This is a genomic window from Streptomyces xanthochromogenes, assembly GCF_014650455.1.
Taxonomy (GTDB): Bacteria; Actinomycetota; Actinomycetes; order Streptomycetales; family Streptomycetaceae; genus Streptomyces; species Streptomyces xanthochromogenes.
Genome location: NZ_BMUZ01000007.1, coordinates 56,463 through 74,729 on the forward strand (window position 1 = coordinate 56,463; position 18,267 = coordinate 74,729).

Genomic DNA, 18,267 nt, shown 5'->3' on the forward strand with positions numbered 1-18,267 from the left:
GTACGCCGTCCGTACACCGGCAGTACCCCGGTGGTACGTCAGGCACGTGCGGCGGGGATCTCCGCCGCGGCCGTCAGGTGATCTTCACCGGGTTCACCACGTCCGCCACGAGGACGAGCAGCGTGAAGCAGATGAAGATCCCGGCCACCACGTACGCGACCGGCATCAGCTTCGCCACGTCGAACGGGCCCGGGTCGGCCCGCTTCAGGACGCGGGCGACGTTGCGGCGCAGCGACTCCCACAGGGCGCCCGCGATGTGGCCGCCGTCCAGCGGGAGCAGCGGCAGCATGTTGAACAGGAACAGCGAGAGGTTGAAGCCCGCGAGCAGGAACAGGAACGTCGCGATGATGTTCGGCGTCGGGGCGTCCAGGTTGAGCACCTCGCCGCTGAGGCGGGCCGCGCCGACCACGCCGACCGGGGAGTCGGCCTTGCGCTCGCCGCCGTCGAAGGCCGCGTTCCACAGGTCCGGGATCTTGCCGGGCAGCGCGACGATCGAGTGGACGCCGTTCTGCACCATCTCGCCCATGCGGTCGACGGACTGGCCGAAGGTGAGCGGCTTGATCTCCGACTTGGGGGCGAAGCCGAGGTAGCCGGCCGGGACGTACTGGTCCGGCACCACGTCGCCGTTCCCGTCCTTCTTCGCCACCATGTTCTTGGCGAGCGTCGGGTGCAGGGTGACCTGCTGCCCCGCGCGCTCCACGGTGATCGTGGCCGGGCCGATGGTCTCGCGGATGCGGTCGGAGAGGTCCGCCCAGTCCTTCACGGGACTGCCGTTGAAGGCGACGATGGTGTCGCCGTTCTTCAGGCCGGCCGCCTCGGCGGGCGACACCGCGTCGCCCGGCTCGCAGGTCTGGCGCTTCTCGCTCTGCGCGATCACGCACTTCTGCACACCGGCGACCTGGGTGGTCTGGGTCGCCATGCCGAAGCCCATGAGCACGCTGAGGAAGATCGCGACGGCGAGGATCAGGTTCATGAACGGGCCGGCGAACATGACGATGACGCGCTTCCAGGGCTTGCGCGTGTAGAAGAGCCGGTCCTCGTCGCCGGGCTGGAGCTCCTCGAAGGCGGCCGCCCGCGCGTCCTCGATCATGCCGCGGAACGGCGAGGTCGAGCGCGCCTCGATACGGCCGTCCGCGCCGGGCGGGAACATGCCGATCATGCGGATGTAGCCGCCGGCCGGCACCGCCTTGATGCCGTACTCGGTGTCGCCCTTCTTGCGCGACCAGATGGTGGGGCCGAAGCCGACCATGTACTGCGGCACGCGGATGCCGAAGAGCTTGGCCGTGGAGAGGTGGCCGAGCTCGTGCCACGCGATGGAGATGAGCAGCCCCACGGCGAAGAGCGCTATGCCGAGGACCGTCAACAGGATCGTCATGCGCGTGCCTCCGCTGTCGCCTTCACCGCGAGTTCCCGGGCCCGGGCGCGTGCCCAGGTCTCCGCTTCCAGGACGTCCGAGACCGTGAGGGAAGTTCCCGCGGCCGGCGTCCCGTGTTCGGTGACGACTTCCGTCACCGTCTCCATGATCCCGCTGAAGGGGAGCCGCCCGGCCAGGAACGCGTCCACGCACTCCTCGTTCGCGGCATTGAACACCGCCGGAGCCGTCCCGCCCAGTTCCCCGACGTGCCGGGCGAGTCCCACCGAGGGGAAGGCCTCGTTGTCGAGCGGGTAGAACTCCCAGGTCGAGGCCTTGGTCCAGTCGAAGGCGGGGGCCGCGTCCGGCACCCGCTCGGGCCAGCCGAGCCCGAGGGCGATCGGCCCGCGCATGTCGGGCGGGGTGGCCTGCGCCAGCGTGGAGCCGTCGGTGAACTCGACCATGGAGTGCACATAGGACTGGGGGTGGACGACGACCTCGATGCGCTCGAAGGGGATGTCGTAGAGCAGGTGCGCCTCGATCACCTCCAGGCCCTTGTTGACCAGGGTCGCCGAGTTGACGGTGATCACGGGTCCCATCGCCCAGGTGGGGTGGGCGAGCGCGTCGCTGGGCGTGACGTCGGCCAGTTCGCTCCTGGTGCGCCCCCGGAAGGGGCCGCCCGACGCGGTGACGACGAGCTTGCGTACGTCGGCGCGCTTTCCGGCGGCGAGCGCCTGGAAGAGGGCGGCGTGCTCGGAGTCGACCGGGATGATCTGGCCGGGCTTCGCGATCGCCTTGACGAGGGGGCCTCCGACGATCAGCGACTCCTTGTTGGCGAGCGCGAGCGTGCGGCCGGCCGTGAGCGCGGCCAGCGTCGGGGCGAGGCCGATCGAGCCGGTGATCCCGTTCAGGACGGTGTGGCAGGGGGACGCCGCGAGCTCGGTCGCCGCGTCGGGGCCGGCCAGGATCTCGGGGAGCGGCTCACCCGCGTACTGGGCCGCCAGCGCCGCGCGCAGGGCGGGCACGGTGTCCTCGCGGGCCACCGCGACGGTGCGCACCCGCAGCCGTCGGGCCTGCTCGGCGAGCAGCTCGACCCGGCCGCCGGCCGCGGAGAGCGCGGTCACGCGGAAGCGGTCGGGGTTGCGCAGGACCAGGTCGATGGCCTGGGTACCGATGGACCCGGTGGATCCGAGGACCACCACATCGCGTCGGCCTTCGACCGGGTCGAAGGTGATGTGGGGGTCGGCGAGGGGGGCTGGGCTGTCGCTCATGCCCCCATTGTTGCCGCATCGGCTGTGCGCCCGAACAGCGCTCCTGACAATAAGCCCGGGATGAGTGCGGGGGCGGCGCCGGGAGGCGGGTGGGAGCGGGGCCGGGCGGTGGCGGGGAGCGGGGTGCGGCCGGGGGCGGGAGGCAGGTGCGGGCGCCGTCCCGTACCCCGCTGTCGGGACGGCGCCCAGGGGGCCCGGCGCCGGAGCGGAGACACTCGCTCCGGCCCGCCGGGCACGGGTCAGCGGATGGGGCGGTGGACGTTGTCGCGCTTGGCCGGGCCCGGGGTCGCGTCCGCGATCCACGCGCCGTCGTCGGACGGGTCGATGACGCCCGCCTCCAGCCACGTGTACGCCCCGGCGAGGACCTCGTCGACGACCTTGCGGTCGAGGTCGTCGGTGTTGCTCCACAGCCGGGTGAAGAGTTCCTCCACGCGGATGCGCGACTGACGGCAGAAGGTGTCGGCCAGCTGGACCGCCTCGCGGCCGTTCTCACCGGCGGCGCGCAGGTGCTCGGCCCGTACGCAGGCCGCGCTCATCGCGAAGAGCTCGGCCCCGATGTCGACGATCCGGCCGAGGAAGCCCTGCTTGGTCTCCATCCGGCCCTGCCAGCGGGACATGGCGTAGAACGTGGAGCGGGCGAGCTTGCGCGCGGAGCGCTCGGCGTAGCGCAGATGCTGGGCCAGCGGCCCGAACTCGCTGTAGGAGCTGGGGAGTTGGCCGGGCCCGGCGACGAGTTTGGGCAGCCACTTGGCGTAGAACCCGGCCGCGCCCACACCCGCCTTCGCCTTGTCCTGGAGGGTCTTGTCGGGGTCGATGAGGTCGCCCGCCACGGACAGGTGGGCGTCGACCGCCTCGCGGGCGATCAGCAGGTGCATGATCTCCGTCGAGCCCTCGAAGATCCGGTTGATCCGCATGTCGCGGAGCATCTGCTCGGCGGGCACGGCCCGTTCGCCGCGGGCCGCCAGCGAGTCCGCGGTCTCGAAGCCGCGGCCGCCGCGGATCTGGACCAGCTCGTCCGTCATCAGCCAGCCCATCTCGGACCCGTACAGCTTGGCGAGGGCGGCCTCGATGCGGATGTCGTTGCGGTTCTCGTCGGCCATCTGCGCCGACAGGTCGGTCATCGCCTCCAGGGCGAACGTGGTCGCCGCGATGAAGGAGATCTTCGCGCCGACCGCCTCGTGCCGGGCGACCGGACGCCCCCACTGCTCACGCACCCCCGCCCATTCGCGGGCGATCTTCAGAGCCCACTTGCCGCCGCCGACACACATCGCGGGCAGCGAGAGCCGGCCCGTGTTGAGCGTGGTCAGGGCGATCTTGAGCCCGGAGCCCTCGGGCCCGATCCGGTTGGCGGCGGGCACCCGGACCTGGTGGAAGCGGGTGACGCCGTTCTCGATGCCGCGCAGCCCCATGAACGCGTTGCGGTTCTCCACGGTGACGCCGGGCGAGTCGGCCTCCACGACGAAGGCGGTGATGCCGCCCTTGTGGCCCTCGGACTTCGGCACCCGGGCCATCACGACGAGCAGGTCGGCGACGACGCCGTTGGTGGTCCACAGCTTCACGCCGTCCAGGACGTACGTGTCCTCGCCGTCCGGCACCGCGGCGGTGGCGAGCCGGGCCGGGTCGGAGCCCACGTCGGGCTCGGTGAGCAGGAACGCGGAGATGTCGGTACGGGCACAGCGCGGCAGGAAGGCGTCCTTCTGCTCCTGGGTGCCGAACAGCTTCAGCGGCTGGGGCACGCCGATCGACTGGTGCGCGGAGAGCAGCGCGCCGATCGCGGGGCTGGCCGAACCGGCGAGCGTGAGCGCCTTGTTGTAGTAGACCTGGGTCAGCCCCTGGCCGCCGTACTTCGTGTCGATCTTCATCCCGAGGGCGCCGAGCTCCTTGAGCCCGTTCACGACCTCGTCCGGGATGCGCGACTGGCGCTCGATGAGGCGGCCGTCGACCCGGGTCTCGCAGAAGTCGCGCATCTTGGCGAGGAAGGCCTCGCCGCGCTCCACGTCCTCGGGGGCGGGCTGGGGGTGGGGGTGGATCAGGTCGAGGCGCAGCCGGCCGAGGAAGAGCTCCTTCGCGAAGCTGGGCTTGCGCCAGTCCTGCTCGCGGGCGGCCTCGGCGACCTGGCGCGCCTCGCGCTCGGAGACCTTGGGCGTGTGCTGTGGTGCGGTCATTGAGGGGTTCTCCTCGCCGCGGGCTGACGGGTGCGGGCGGCTGCCCGTTACCGGGTGGTGCTACTCGACCGTATGTACCCCATTCCCGGCACTTGGACCACCCCTCACGTCCGCCCGGACGCACGACGGCGGCCGGAACCCCCGCACAGTGGGTTCCGGCCGCCGGTCTCACATCGCCCGTGACCGCAGGGCGAGGCGCGTCAGGTCCTACAGGGCGAGGCCCGTCAGGACGAGGACGCGCTCGTAGGTGTAGTCGTCCATCGCGTAGCGGACGCCCTCGCGGCCGACGCCGGAGGCCTTGGCGCCGCCGTACGGCATCTGGTCGGCGCGGTAGGACGGCACGTCGCCGATGATCACGCCGCCGACCTCAAGGGCGCGGTGGGCGCGGAAGGCGGTCCCCACGTCGTGCGTGAACACCCCTGCCTGGAGGCCGTACTTGGAGGAGTTGACCGCGGCGAACGCCTCGGCCTCGCCGTCCACCTTCTGCACGGTCAGGACCGGCCCGAAGACCTCCTCGCAGGCGAGGGTGGTGTCGGCGGGGACCTCGGTGAGCACGGTCGGCGCGTAGGAGGCGCCGTCGCGCTTGCCGCCGGCGAGCAGCTCGGCACCGGCCGCGACGGCCTCGTCGACCCAGGACTCGACGCGCCGGGCGGCATCCTCGCTGACCAGCGGGCCGACGTCGGTGGCGGAGTCGGAGGGGTCTCCGGTGACCTGCGCCTCGACGGCGGCGACGACCTTCGGGAGCAGCCGGTCGTACACGGCGGCGTCCGCGATCACGCGCTGCACGGAGATGCAGGACTGGCCGCCCTGGTAGTTGGAGAAGGTGGCGATGCGCGTCGCCGCCCAGTCCAGGTCCTCCTCGGAGGCCCAGTCGGCGAGGACGACGGCCGCGCCGTTGCCGCCGAGCTCCAGGGTGCAGTGCTTGCGCGGCACCGAGTCCATGATCGCGTAGCCGACCTTGTCGGAGCCGGTGAAGGAGATGACCGGGAGGCGGTCGTCCTGCACCAGGGCCGGCATCTTGTCGTTGGCGACCGGCAGGATGCTCCACGAGCCGGCGGGCAGCTCGGTCTCGGCAAGCAGCTCGCCGAGGACGAGCCCCGAGAGCGGGGTCGCGGGGGCCGGCTTCAGGACGATCGGGGCGCCGACCGCGATGGCCGGGGCGACCTTGTGGGCGCAGAGGTTGAGCGGGAAGTTGAACGGCGCGATGCCGAGGACGACGCCCTTGGGGAAGCGGCGGGTCAGGGCGAGGCGGCCCACGCCGCCACCGTCGGTGTCCAGGCGCTGGGCCTCGCCGCCGTTGAAGCGGCGGGCCTCCTCCGCGGCGAAGCGGAACACGGACACCGCGCGGCCGACCTCGCCGCGGGCCCACTTGATCGGCTTGCCGTTCTCGGCGGAGATCAGCTGGGCGATCTCCTCGGTGCGCTCGGTCAGGCGCTTGGAGACGTGGTCCAGGGCGGCGGCGCGGACGTGCGCCGGGGTCGCCGCGAACTCCTCCACGACGGCGTGCGCTGCGGCCACGGCCTCCTCGACCTGGGCGTCGGTGGGGACGCTGACCGAGGCGACGTGACGGCCGTCCCAGGGCGAAGTGACATCGAAGCTGTCGTCGCCGGTGGCCTCGCGGCCGGCGAGCCAGAAGGCGTGGGTAGAAGTCATGCCCTCACGGTAGGGCGCGCGGCGGGGGTGCGTGTTTGTCCGGGATGGAGTGGTCCGCCCACTCCGTACGCCGCTTTGTCGCCCCGCGAGCGCGGCGCCCCCGGGGACCCCGAGAGCCTTTCCCCGCCCCGCCCCTTCCCGCAACCCTCCGGGGGCTGAAAGACCCCGGGGCTCCGCCCCGGACGCCGTTCGCGCCTCAAGGGCGCTCGTCCTCAAACGCCGGACGGGCTGAAATGCCCCGATGCGGGCCAGCACCGAGACATTCGGGGCCACCTACAGGGGCGCGGGGAACTGCGCGACCAGCCACGCGCGGTCCGCAGCCGAACAAGCGGGGCCCGGGGCGCAGCCCCGGAAAGCCCGGCCACCCCCACTCCACCCCCGGAGGGTTGCGGGAAGGGGCGGGGAGGGGCGAAACCCGGGGTCTGGGGCGGAGCCCCAGGGAGAGGGGGCCGGGGCGGAGCCACGGGAAGAAAGGATCACCCCGGGTCGGGGGCAGACGTCGCCTTCAGGGCGAGCCAGAGCTCCATGCGGACGTCGGGGTCGTCCAGGGAGCGGCCCAGGATCTCCTCCACGCGGCGCATCCGGTACCGGAGGGTGTGCCGGTGCACCCCGAGGTCCGCCGCCGCCGCGTCCCACTGCCCGTGCCGCGAGAGCCACGCCCGCAGCGAGGCCACCAGATCGCCCCGCCCCGTCGCGTCGTGCTCGTACAGCGCCCGCAGCATCCCGTCCGCGAACGCCCGCACCGCGTCGTCCGCGAGGAGCGGCAGCACCGACCCCGCCACCAGCTCCTCGTGCTCGACGAGGGGCTTGCCGCGGCGCCGGGCGACCGACAGCGACTGCTCGGCCTGCTTGTACGCGGAGGCCGCGGCGATCGGTCCGGCCGGCGCGGAGAGCCCGACGACGATGTCCTCGCCCTCGGCGGCCTCGTGGGCGAGGCAGGCCGCGACCGCCTCGCCCCCGTCCGCGGCGAGCACGACGAGCCGCGCGGCCTCCGGCACCACCAGGACCGCCTCGCCGCAGCGCGCGGCCGCCGACTCCATCGCCTCGGCGAGCGCGCCGAGCCCCGCGGGGTCGCCGTCGCCCGCGGGCTCGGCGACGACCAGGCGGAACGGCGCGTCCAGGAGGCCGCCGTACAGGTCCCCCGCGACCGCGCGGGCGTGGTCCTGCTGCCCCGAGAGCAGCATCCGCACGATGGCCGCGCCCAGGCGCTGCTCGGCCGCCTGGAGCGAGCGGGACCGCTCGGTGGTGAGGGTGAGCAGGGCGACCGCCGAGTGGACGGCATAGCGCTCCGCGGTGCCGAGCGGCGCCCCCGTGCCGACGGCGAGCGCGCCGCGCACCCGGCGCCCGGTGCCGAGCGACTGGAGCTCGACGCGGTCCCCGGAGGCCTCGTCGGCGCCGCCGACCACCGTGCTGGCCGGGGCCGCCCGCTCGCGCAGCCGGGCCACGTCCGCGGTGAGCCGGGCCGCGCGCCGCGCGGCCCAGTCGGGGGCGGCGGCCACGACCGCGCCGGAGGTGTCGTACAGGGCGGCCCAGCCGTCGACGTGGGCGGCGAGCTTGGCGATCAGGACGGCCGGGCCGTCGGAGAGCGCCGCCTTGGTGAGCTCGCGCTGGGCCTCGAAGCCCGCGGTGACCGCGCGGTACTGGTCGGCCGAGATGGCCGCCGAGACCGCCTTGGAGATGGCCAGGAACGGGGTGCGCCGGGGCACCTCCAGGAGGGGCAGGTCCTCCTCGCGGGCCGCGTCGAGGAGCGCGTCCGGCACGGTCTCGTAGTTGACTCCGATCGCGAAGCCGAGCCCGACCACCCCGGCCCGCGACAGCCTGCGCACATAGCGGCGCATCGCCTGCGGGTCCTCCGCGTCGAGCGTCATCGCGGTGATGAGCAGCAGCTCGCCGCCCTCCATGTACGGGACGGGGTCGGCGAGTTCGCTGACGTGGGCCCAGCGCACCGGGCGGTCCAGGTGGTCCTCGCCGGCGCGCACGGTGAGCTTGAGCGCCGAGTGCTGGACGAGCGAGGCGAGCGTGGGCGGCATGGGACCGGCTACCTTCGACGGGAAAGGACGGGACCGTACGCAGGACGTACGGGACGGACGTGGCGCGGGCGATTACTACGTCCCGTATGAACGCACACTCCCATTTTGCCAGCCCGGCCAGATACCCGGGGGTCGTTCGACCGCCGGGTACCGGCCTCATCCCCGCAGGTCGACCAGCAGCGGCGGCGCGTGCTCCCCGTTCACGGTGGTCAGCGAGAGCACCGCGTGCCCCGCGGGCACCTGGTGGGCGAGCTCGGAGGCCGACCAGCGTTCCCGCTCGACCTTGCGCACGGTGACGGCGTCGGTGGTGACCGCCTTGCCGGTGACGAGCTTGCGCAGCGCGTGGACAGCCCGGGTGAGCGGCTGGTCGGCGAAGACGGTGTGTTTGGCGACTTCGGTGGTCTCGACCCATTCGGTGCCCCACGCCTGCGCGAACAGCCGCCCGTCCCAGGTGCTGAGCCCGGCGAACGCCATGTGGCAGCCGACCGAGCCGAGCAGCGAGGTGTGCAGCTGTTCGGGGACGTCGCCGAGCGCGCGCAGCGTGAGCAGCACCCCGGCGTTGCAGTTCCGCAGCCGCTGCAGGCCCCGTACGGACTCGGCGGTGACCGCGTGCGTGGCGTCGTCGAGGGCGAGGAAGGCGAAGAGCGAGCGGTCCCTGCGGGCGGTCGCGCCGGTGGTGAACTGGGCCAGGATCAGCCGGGTCAGGAGGTGGGCCGCCTCCGGGTGGGCGCGTTCGGGCACGTCGACGCGGACCCGGAGCGGGTGTTCCAGGGAGCGCAGCGAGAACGGCCGGCTCTCGCCGGTGGTGTCGAAGAAGCCCTCGAAGGCGGGGCGGTCGAGCACCGCGACGCGTGCGGCGAGCGCGAGCCCCGGGTCTCCCGGGGTCCCCAACTGCCTTTCCCTGGCGTCGAGTTCACGGTGGTAGGCGCGGTGGGTCTCGTCGTCGAGCCGGGCTCGCAGGTCCGCGAGCGCGCCGGGCGAACCGTCGAGCAGCTCACGCAGGACGGGCACGGAGGGGAAGCGCCGGTGGGCCGCACGGTAGGGGCCGAGCAGCTGGGCGAGGACCGTCGCGGCCCGCCGCGAGTCGACCTCGGCGAGGTCGCCCGCGAAGGCCTCGGCGAGCAGGGCCGCCGCCTCGTCGGGGTCGGTGGCGCCGCCGTACAGGTCGAGGTCGTAGGCGGACGCGGAGTCGCCGGGCTTGATCACCACGTCGTAGCCGTCGTCGGGGCCGAGCGGCGTGCCCGCCGCGCACACCGCGACGACGGCGGCCTTCCCGGCCAGCGCCTGGAGCGCGAGCGACTCCACGACGGGCCGCACCAGGTGCCGGGTCTTGCCCGAGCCGAACGGGCCGATCGCCAGCAGCGAGGAGCCGAGCGAGCCCGGGTCGAGCGCGGCGCCCGCGCCCCGGCGCGCGAGGGGAGTGCGCTCCGCGTCGGGGTAGCGGCCGAGCCGCACCTGGGAGGTGAGCAGGTCGTGGGTGGCCGCGCGGGCGGGCAGGTCACGGTCGCCCGAGGGGTGCAGACAGGCCCGCGCGCCCTGGCCCGCGACGGCTTCGGTGAACGCGCCGAGCCGGGCCGGGTCGGCCTTCACCGTGGCCCAGGCCCGCCGGATGCGTACGCAGTCCACGTCGTTCATGCGCCCCGACCGCTCCTCGGCCACCAGCCGGTCGGCCGCGGCGGCGAGCCCGGCGGAGCGCAGCTGGGGCCAGTCGGCGGGGGAGGTCACGGGCGCGGCGGGGGGCGCGGCCGGTGCCTGCGCGGCGGGCTTGCGCGCGCGGAAGTGACTCAGCCAGTCCCCCTCCTTGGCGAAGGGCCAGAGGACCGCGCCGCCGACCAGGACGTACAGGGCGTAGTTGACGAGGGTCGCGACCGTCCGGTCTCCGTCGCCGGTCGTCCAGGACAGCGGGAACAGGCTCCAGATCGCGAAGAAGAACGGGAACAGGCTGGTGCCGATCACGAGCCACACCGCCACACCGCCGGCCAGGGCCGTGCGCAGGGTGCGCTCGGGCTGGGGGCAGTCGACGGCGTACCGCCGGAACACCTCCAGCCAGTTCCCCATCCGCCCGAACACGAAGATCAGCAGCGCCGCGAACAGGCTGTTGTAGACCTGGATCGCGGTGATCGACTGGGGCGGCCGGGGGTAGCTCCACCACTCGGCGGGCGTGAACAGTTCGAGCAGCACCCGGCTGTGCGGGATGTAGCCGTTGCTCCACAGCGACCAGACGAGGGTGGCGGCGAGCAGGGCCACGAGCGCGCCGACGAGCAGGGCCCGGTCCGGCACCCGGTCCGGGTCGGCGTCGGGCCGCGGCTTGTGGCCGAAGCGCCACAGGCCGGGCTCCGCGGCGGCGCGCGGGGTGCGCAGCCAGTCGCCGAGCGAGGTTCCGGCCGTGGGGGCCTCGACGGGGCGGGGCGGGAGCGCCGGGCGGGGCGGCGGTCCGGCGGGGCGCGGGACCGATCCCGAACGGGTGCCGCGTGCGTCGTACGTGCCTTCGGTGTCCATCGACCCCTTGCCCCCTGACCAGCCAGGTCCGTTCCGAGCGGTGCGAACGCTCAATCTAGTGGCAGCGCACGACGGTTCACCGCTGCCGCGCACCGCGCGCCCGCCCGGGGGAACTGTCCGCCGAGGACAAGGGACACACCCCCACCACTACCGAACGGCGCATGCCACGGGCCGTCCCCGCGCCCTAGCCTGCCAAGAAAGCCAAGGAAGCGTCCGAATCCCCCAGAAAATCTCCAGGAGCCCCTCATGAGCGCGATCCCGCAGGAGCGCCGCGTCGTCACCGCCATCCCCGGTCCGAAGTCGCAGGAGCTTCAGGCCCGCCGTCTCGCGGCGGTCGCCGCCGGTGTGGGCTCCACCCTGCCCGTCTTCACCGCGCGCGCGGGCGGCGGCATCATCGAGGACGTCGACGGCAACCGCCTGATCGACTTCGGCTCCGGCATCGCGGTGACCTCGGTCGGCGCCTCCGCCGAGGCCGTGGTGCGCCGCGCGAGCGCCCAGCTGCAGGACTTCACGCACACCTGCTTCATGGTCACGCCGTACGAGGGCTACGTCGCCGTCGCCGAGCAGCTCGCCGAGCTGACCCCGGGCGACCACGCCAAGAAGTCCGCCCTGTTCAACTCGGGCGCCGAGGCCGTCGAGAACGCCGTCAAGATCGCCCGTGCGTACACCAAGCGCCAGGCGGTCGTGGTCTTCGACCACGGCTACCACGGCCGTACCAACCTGACCATGGCGCTGACGTCCAAGAACATGCCGTACAAGAACGGCTTCGGCCCGTTCGCGCCCGAGGTCTACCGGGTTCCGGTGGCCTACGGCTACCGCTGGCTCACCGGCCCGGAGAACGCCGGCGCCGAGGCGTCCGCGCAGGCCATCGACATGATCAACAAGCAGATCGGCGCGGACAACGTCGCCGCGATCATCATCGAGCCGGTGCTCGGCGAGGGCGGCTTCATCGAGCCGGCCAAGGGCTTCCTGCCCGCGATCAGCCAGTTCGCCAAGGACAACGGCATCGTCTTCGTCGCGGACGAGATCCAGTCCGGCTTCTGCCGCACCGGCCAGTGGTTCGCCTGTGAGGACGAGGGCATCGTCCCCGACCTGATCACCACCGCCAAGGGCATCGCGGGCGGCATGCCGCTCGCCGCGGTGACCGGCCGCGCCGAGATCATGGACTCCGCGCACGCGGGCGGCCTCGGCGGCACCTACGGCGGCAACCCGGTGGCCTGTGCCGCGGCGCTCGGCGCGATCGAGACGATGAAGGAGCTCGACCTCAACGGCAAGGCCAAGCGCATCGAGGAGGTCATGAAGGCCCGGCTGGCCACCATCGCCGAGAAGTACGACATCATCGGCGACATCCGCGGCCGCGGCGCCATGATCGCCATCGAGCTGGTCAAGGACCGCGCCTCGAAGACCCCGAACCCGGAGGCCGCCGGCGCGCTCGCCAAGGCCTGCCACGCGGCGGGTCTCCTGGTCCTGACCTGCGGTACTTACGGCAACGTGCTGCGCTTCCTGCCGCCGCTGGTCATCGGCGAGGACCTGCTGGACGAGGGCCTCGACATCATCGAGCAGGCCTTCGCCGGCGTGTGACGCCGGGCGGTCGGCAGCGCCTGTGAAGAAGGTGTGGGGGGCCAATGGCGGGATCGGGTTCCCGCTGTCGGTCCCCCGCTGTCTGCCGTACGGTTTCTGCAGATGAGAGAAACACCCCGCCCGCAGGGGACTGCGGGCGATTCCAGAGCGGAGCTTCCCCAGCCCTGCCCTGGTCGTGCCCTCGCGCACACCACTGGAGCCCCCGGCTCCGGAACTCCTCACCGATCGGCCGGCCGACCGCCCCACACCCCCCGGGGCGAGCGGCACGCCGGTCAAGGCGGCCGCCCCGGAACCTCCCCCCCTGTTCCGGGGCGGCCGGCTTTCCTCTTCGTCACGCTGCTCTGCGTGTTCGCGGTCATCACCTGGCAGGTCGTCTCCGACGGCCCGCTGCGCCGTCTCGACGAGCGCATCGACCCCTCGCTCACCGGCCACGGCCCCTCATGGCTCGCCGAGGGGCTCTCCGACCTCGGCAGCATGCCGGTCGCCCTGCCGGTGCTCGCCCTCGCCATCGGCTACGCCCTGTGGCGCGGACTGCGCCGGCAGGCGCTGATCGCCGCCGCCACGATGGCGATCGTGCCGCTGCTCGTGGTGCCGCTGAAGGAGTGGACCGACCGGCCCGGCCCGTTCGACCCCGCCACCGGCTACTACCCCTCCGGCCACACCGCGACCGCGATGGTGGCGTACGGCTCGGTCGCGCTGCTGCTCTCCCCCGTCGTGCGCCGCCGCCGGGCGCTGCCCGTCGCCGCCGGGGTGCTGACGGCGGCGACGGGCACCGGTCTGGTGCTGCACGGCTACCACTGGCCCCTGGACGTCCTGGCCAGCTGCTGTCTGTGCGGGGCGCTCCTGGTGCTCAGCTCCACGGGTATGCGTCGAAGTTCTTCGAGAACTCGCCGCCGTTGAACCGGTCCCAGTTGATGGACCACGTCATCAGGCCGCGCAGCCCCGGCCAGCTGCCGTGGGTCTGGTAGGTCCCGCAGTTCGCCTTCTTCGTCAGGCAGTCCAAGGTCTTGGTGACCTCGGCCGGGCTGGTCCACCCGTTGCCCGCCTGGGTGGAGGCGGGCAGGCCGATGGCGACCTGGTCGGGCCGCAGCGCGGGGAACGCCTTGGACGTGTCGCCCGCGACCGGGAAGCCGGTGAGCAGCATGTCGGTCATGGCGATGTGGAAGTCCGCGCCGCCCATCGAGTGGTACTGGTTGTCGAGTCCCATGATCGAGCCCGAGTTGTAGTCCTGGACGTGCAGCAGGGTGAGCGAGTCGCGCAGCGCGTAGATCACCGGCAGGTAGGCGCCGCAGCGCGGGTCCTGGCCGCCCCAGGGCCCCGAGCCGTAGTACTGGTAGCCCATCTGCACGAAGAACGTCTCCGGGGCCATGGTCAGGACGAACTTGGAGCCGTACTTGGCCTTGAGGGTCTTCAGGGCGTCGATGAGGTTGACGATGACGGGAGTCGTGGGGCTCCTGAAGTCCGTGTCGCCCGTGTTGAGCGAGAGCGAGTGGCCCTCGAAGTCGATGTCGAGGCCGTCGAGGCCGTAGTCGTCGATGATCTTCGAGACGGAGGAGACGAAGGTGTCGCGGGCGGCGGTCGTGGTGAGCTGGACCTGGCCGTTCTGGCCGCCGATGGAGATCAGGACCTTCTTGCCGGCGGCCTGCTTGGCCTTGATGGCCGCCTTGAAGTCGGCGAGCGGCTCCACGGTCGGGCACTCGCTGACCGGGCACGGGGTGAAGCGGATGTCGCCGGACGTCACGGAGGTGGGTTCGCCGAAGGCGAGGTCGATGATGTTCCAGTCGTCGGGCACGTCCGCCATGCGCGTGTAGCCGGCGCCGTTGGCGAAGGACGCGTGCAGATAGCCGACGAGCGCGTGCCCGGAGGGCGGCGGGGTGGTGCCGCCACTGGTGGTGCTCGCGACGACGGCGGCCGACTTGGGGGACTCGCCGGCGCTGTTGGTCGCGGTGACCTGGAAGCTGTACGAGGTGGCGGGCGCGAGGCCGGTGACGGTGGCCGAAGTCCCGTTCACCGAGGCCACTTTGGCGCCGTCGCGGTAGACGTTGTATCCGGTGGCACCGGTGGCCGGGGACCAGCTCAGGCCGATGCCGGAGGAGGTGGCACCGGAGGCGGTGAGCCCGGCGGGGGCGGCCGGTTTCTGGACGGGGGCGCCGCCGGGTCCGATCAGGCTCACGTCGTCGGCCCCGTAGGCGGCGGTGCCGTACCAGCCGTGGGTGTAGACGGTCACCGAGGTGGTGTTCGCGCCGGTCTTGAAGGTGGTCGTCAGCTGCTGCCAGGACGGCGCCGACTGGGTCCAGGTCGACACGTCGGTCGTACCGGTGCCGGACGCGCCGAGGTAGACATAGCTGCCCTGCACCCAACTGCTCAGCGTGTACGTGGAGTTGGGCTGCACGGCGACGCTCTGGGCGCACTGCGCGTTGTCGCTGCCGGCCGGGGTGGCCTTCAGGGCGTGGGTGCCACCGTGCACGGGCGAGGCGACCACGGCGCCGCTGCCCGCGGTACAGCTCCAGCCGTCGAGCCCGGATTCGAAGCCGCCGTTGCGCATGAGGTCGGTGTCGGCGGCCTGCGCGGACGGCGCCGCGGCGACGAGCCCGGCGGCGGCGAGGGCGGCCGCCGTCAGGGTGGCGCAGAGGGATGACCGGAAGGCCGGATGTCTGGTGCGGTCCACAACTGCCTCCAGGCAAGGGGGTATTGAGACACGAAGTGCGCACAACATGGTCCAGACCAATCGGCTTGTCAAGGCTTCCGGCAGTCGCCCACCCCCGCTCAGTCCCCCATGTCCCGGTTGTCCCCGTCGCCCGCGATCCGGGCCGCCGCCTCGTGCATCGCCAGTTCGAGCAGGGTGGGGTCGGTGAGGGTGCCCGAGCCGTCGGGCGGCACCAGCCAGCGCACCCCGCCGGTCGTCCGGCCGGGGTAGGGCACCACGATCCAGGTGCCGCGCCCCGCCCCCCGCACCCCCGTGCCGAGCCAGCGCGCGGCGGTGCCGGGCGGCACGAAGAAGCCCATCCGCGCGTCGCCGAAGTCGGCGAGCACGGGGCCCGGCCGGTCCACGAGCCGGGCCAGCACATCGAGCGTGTGGTGGCCGAGCTCGCCCGGCAGGATCAGTACGTCCCAGCGCCGGCCGGCCGGGAGGAGGGCGACCCCATGGGGGTTGCGCTCCCACTCCCACCGGCAGGCGTCGGGATCCGGCGCCACCGACGCCAGCCATTCCACCGCGGTCTTCGACCCCGAGGCAGTCATTGCCGTCCCTCCGATCAACCCGCTCCACTGGGCACAGCCAGTGCGTCCACGGGAGAGAGCGGCCCGGGGCCGGGCTATGACGCGACTTCGCCTACCAATCGGTAGTGAGCTGGGTCACACGGTGATCGAACGGGGTACGCCCCCGGCGTGACCGGGGGCGTACGAGATGATCAAGCACTCAACTGTCGCAGGGTGAAGCCCTGTTGTGGCCCGGGGCCGTCAGCTGTCGAAGCCGAGGCCGACCCGGTCCATCGCCTTGAGCCACAGATTGCGCCGGCCGCCCCGCTCGTCGGCCCGGGCCAGCGACCACTTGGTGATGCCGATGCCCGCCCAGGCCACCGGCTCCGGCGGGAACGGCAGCGGCTTGGTGCGCACCATCTCCAGCTCGGTGCGCTCGGTGCGCTCACCCGCGAGCAGGTCGAGCATCACATCGGCGCCGAAGCGGGTCGCCCCCACCCCGAGCCCGGTGTATCCGGCCGCGTAGGCCACCCGGCCGCCGTGGGCGGTGCCGAAGAACGCCGAGAAGCGCGAGCACGTGTCGATCGCGCCGCCCCAGGCATGGCCGAAGCGGAGCCCCTCCAACTGCGGGAAGCAGTGGAAGAACTGCTCGGCGAGCTTGGCGTACGTCTCGGGCCGGTCGTCGTACTCGCTGCACACCTTCCCGCCGTAGCTGTAGATCGCGTCGTAACCGCCCCACAGGATGCGGTTGTCCGCGGACAGACGGAAGTAGTGGAACTGGTTCGCCGCGTCCCCGAGCCCCTGGCGACCCTGCCACCCGATCGAGGCGAGCTGGGCCGCGTCCAGCGGTTCGGTCATCAGCGCGTAGTCGTACACCGGGACCGTGTACGGCCGCAGCCGCTTGACCAGCGAGGGGAACACATTGGTGCCGAGCGCGACATGCTCGGCCCGCACCTTGCCGTACGGGGTGCGTACGCCCATGCCGGTGCCGACCCGGGCCAGCGAGAGGCCCGGGGTGTGCTCGTAGATCCGTACGCCGAGCTCCAGGCAGGCCCGCTTCAGACCCCAGGCGAGCTTGGCCGGGTGGAGCATGGCGACGCCGTCGCGGTCCCAGAGCCCGCCGAGGAAGGTGGGCGAGTCGACCTGGGCGCGCAGCGCCTGCTCGTCGAGGAGTTCGAGCCCGCCGAAGCCGAGCCCGGTCGCCTCCTCGTACATCTCGTGCAGCTCTTCCAGCTGGTGCGGCTCGGTGGCCACGTCGATCTCGCCGGTGCGCTCGAAGTCGCAGTCGATCTCGTAGCGGGCGACCGCGTCCCCGATGGCGTCGAGGTTGGCCGCGCCGAGCTCTTCGAGCTGGGCGAGTTCGCCGGGCCAGCGGGCCAGGCCGTTGCCCAGGCCGTGGGTGAGCGAGGCGGCGCAGAAGCCGCCGTTGCGGCCGGAGGCGGCCCAGCCGATCTCCTTGCCCTCGATGAGGACGACCTCGCGGCCGGGCTCGCGCTCCTTGGCGATGAGCGCGGTCCACAGCCCGCTGTAGCCGCCGCCGACGACGAGGAGGTCGCACTTCTCGTCGCCGGTGAGGGCGGGCAGCGCCTCGGGGCGGCCGGGGTCCTCCAGCCAGAAGGGGACGGGCTTGGCGCCCGCCAGGGACTGGCGTGCTGCACTCTTCATGGCTCGGGTCACGGCCATGATTTCCAACTCCCTCAGGAACTGCGTACGGTTACGCTTTCGCGCTGTTCTTGCGCCGGTTCGCAATGAATTGTCCGGCGGTGACCACCACGACGGCAACGATGAACATCGCCGTCCCGATGACGTTGATCTGCACGGGTGTGCCGCGCTGTGCCGAGCCCCACACGAACATGGGGAAGGTCACGGTGGAGCCCGCGTTGAAGTTGGTGATGATGAAGTCGTCGAAGGAGAGCGCGAAGGCGAGCAGCGCACCCGCCGCGATGCCGGGCGAGGCGATCGGCAGCGTCACCCGCAGGAACGTCTGGGCAGGACCCGCGTAGAGGTCGCGCGCGGCCTCTTCGAGCCTCGGGTCCATGGACATCACGCGGGCCTTGACGGCGGTGACGACGAAGCTGAGGCAGAACATGATGTGCGCGATGAGAATGGTCCAGAAGCCCAGCTGCGCGCCCATGTTGAGGAAGAGCGTCAGCAGCGAGGCGGCCATCACGACCTCGGGCATCGCCATCGGCAGGAAGATCAGCGAGTTGATCGCGCCGCGCGCCCGGAACCGGTAGCGGACCAGGGCGAAGGCGATCATGGTGCCGAGCACGGTCGCGCCGATCGTCGCCCAGAAGGCGATCTGCAGCGAGAGCGAGAGCGAGCCGCACATGTCGGCGACCCCGCAGGGGTCCTTCCAGGCGTCCGTGGAGAACCGCGTCCAGGAGTAGTTGAAGCGCCCGTTCGGCTTGTTGAACGAGAACACCATCACGACGACGTTCGGCAGGATCAGGTACGCGAGGGTCGCGAGCCCCCCGATGACCACGAGGTTGCGGCGCAGCCACTTGAGAATCGGCAGG

At 72.4% G+C, this 18,267-nt stretch carries 12 protein-coding genes; 2 read left to right on the plus strand and 10 right to left on the minus strand.

Going from position 1 to position 18,267, the window contains the following annotated elements; translation table 11 throughout:
• Positions 1–73: 73 nt before the first annotated feature.
• From IE267_RS19260 to IE267_RS19285, 6 genes are all read right to left on the minus strand, one after another.
• Positions 74–1,375, minus strand: a complete 1,302-nt coding sequence (locus IE267_RS19260; protein ID WP_167156490.1) for a M50 family metallopeptidase — start codon at positions 1,373–1,375, stop codon at positions 74–76.
• Positions 1,372–2,622 (minus strand): 1-deoxy-D-xylulose-5-phosphate reductoisomerase, encoded by a 1,251-nt coding sequence (dxr, locus tag IE267_RS19265; protein ID WP_161250404.1) that lies wholly within the window; start codon positions 2,620–2,622, stop codon positions 1,372–1,374. The genes IE267_RS19260 and dxr overlap by 4 nt, the downstream gene beginning before the upstream one ends.
• A gap of 239 nt (positions 2,623–2,861) precedes the next feature.
• Positions 2,862–4,787, minus strand: coding sequence for an acyl-CoA dehydrogenase family protein (locus IE267_RS19270; protein ID WP_189764083.1), 1,926 nt, complete (start codon positions 4,785–4,787; stop codon positions 2,862–2,864).
• 207 nt (positions 4,788–4,994) lie between these two features.
• On the minus strand, positions 4,995–6,440 hold the full coding sequence (locus IE267_RS19275) for an aldehyde dehydrogenase family protein (RefSeq protein ID WP_189764084.1): 1,446 nt from the start codon (positions 6,438–6,440) through the stop codon (positions 4,995–4,997).
• A gap of 476 nt (positions 6,441–6,916) precedes the next feature.
• Positions 6,917–8,470, minus strand: coding sequence for a PucR family transcriptional regulator (locus IE267_RS19280; RefSeq protein WP_189764085.1), 1,554 nt, complete (start codon positions 8,468–8,470; stop codon positions 6,917–6,919).
• Between the two features lie 156 nt (positions 8,471–8,626).
• Complete coding sequence (locus IE267_RS19285; protein WP_189764086.1) at positions 8,627–10,969, minus strand: ATP/GTP-binding protein; 2,343 nt, start codon at positions 10,967–10,969, stop codon at positions 8,627–8,629.
• Positions 10,970–11,215: 246 nt separating this feature from the next.
• Between IE267_RS19285 and gabT the strand changes: the two genes are divergently transcribed.
• Positions 11,216–12,550, plus strand: coding sequence for a 4-aminobutyrate--2-oxoglutarate transaminase (gene gabT / locus IE267_RS19290; RefSeq protein WP_189764087.1), 1,335 nt, complete (start codon positions 11,216–11,218; stop codon positions 12,548–12,550).
• Positions 12,551–12,652: 102 nt separating this feature from the next.
• Positions 12,653–13,450 (plus strand): phosphatase PAP2 family protein, encoded by a 798-nt coding sequence (locus IE267_RS19295; protein ID WP_189764088.1) that lies wholly within the window; start codon positions 12,653–12,655, stop codon positions 13,448–13,450.
• On the opposite strand, the gene IE267_RS19300 is transcribed toward IE267_RS19295, so the two are convergent.
• The 4 genes from IE267_RS19300 to IE267_RS19315 all read right to left on the minus strand — a co-directional run bounded on the left by IE267_RS19300 (position 13,401) and on the right by IE267_RS19315 (position 18,266).
• Positions 13,401–15,218 carry a chitinase gene (locus IE267_RS19300; protein ID WP_229861330.1) on the minus strand — a complete coding sequence of 606 codons (1,818 nt, stop codon included), beginning with the start codon at positions 15,216–15,218 and terminating at the stop codon, positions 13,401–13,403. The two genes, IE267_RS19295 and IE267_RS19300, sit on opposite strands and share 50 nt — an antisense overlap.
• 98 nt (positions 15,219–15,316) lie before the next feature.
• Positions 15,317–15,790, minus strand: coding sequence for a bifunctional DNA primase/polymerase (locus tag IE267_RS19305; protein WP_189764090.1), 474 nt, complete (start codon positions 15,788–15,790; stop codon positions 15,317–15,319).
• Between the two features lie 219 nt (positions 15,791–16,009).
• Positions 16,010–17,431 carry an NAD(P)/FAD-dependent oxidoreductase gene (locus IE267_RS19310; RefSeq protein WP_229861331.1) on the minus strand — a complete coding sequence of 474 codons (1,422 nt, stop codon included), beginning with the start codon at positions 17,429–17,431 and terminating at the stop codon, positions 16,010–16,012.
• A 31-nt stretch (positions 17,432–17,462) separates the two neighbouring features.
• Entirely contained in the window at positions 17,463–18,266 is an 804-nt protein-coding gene (locus tag IE267_RS19315; protein WP_189764223.1) for an ABC transporter permease, read from the minus strand.
• Position 18,267: the final 1 nt, after the last annotated feature.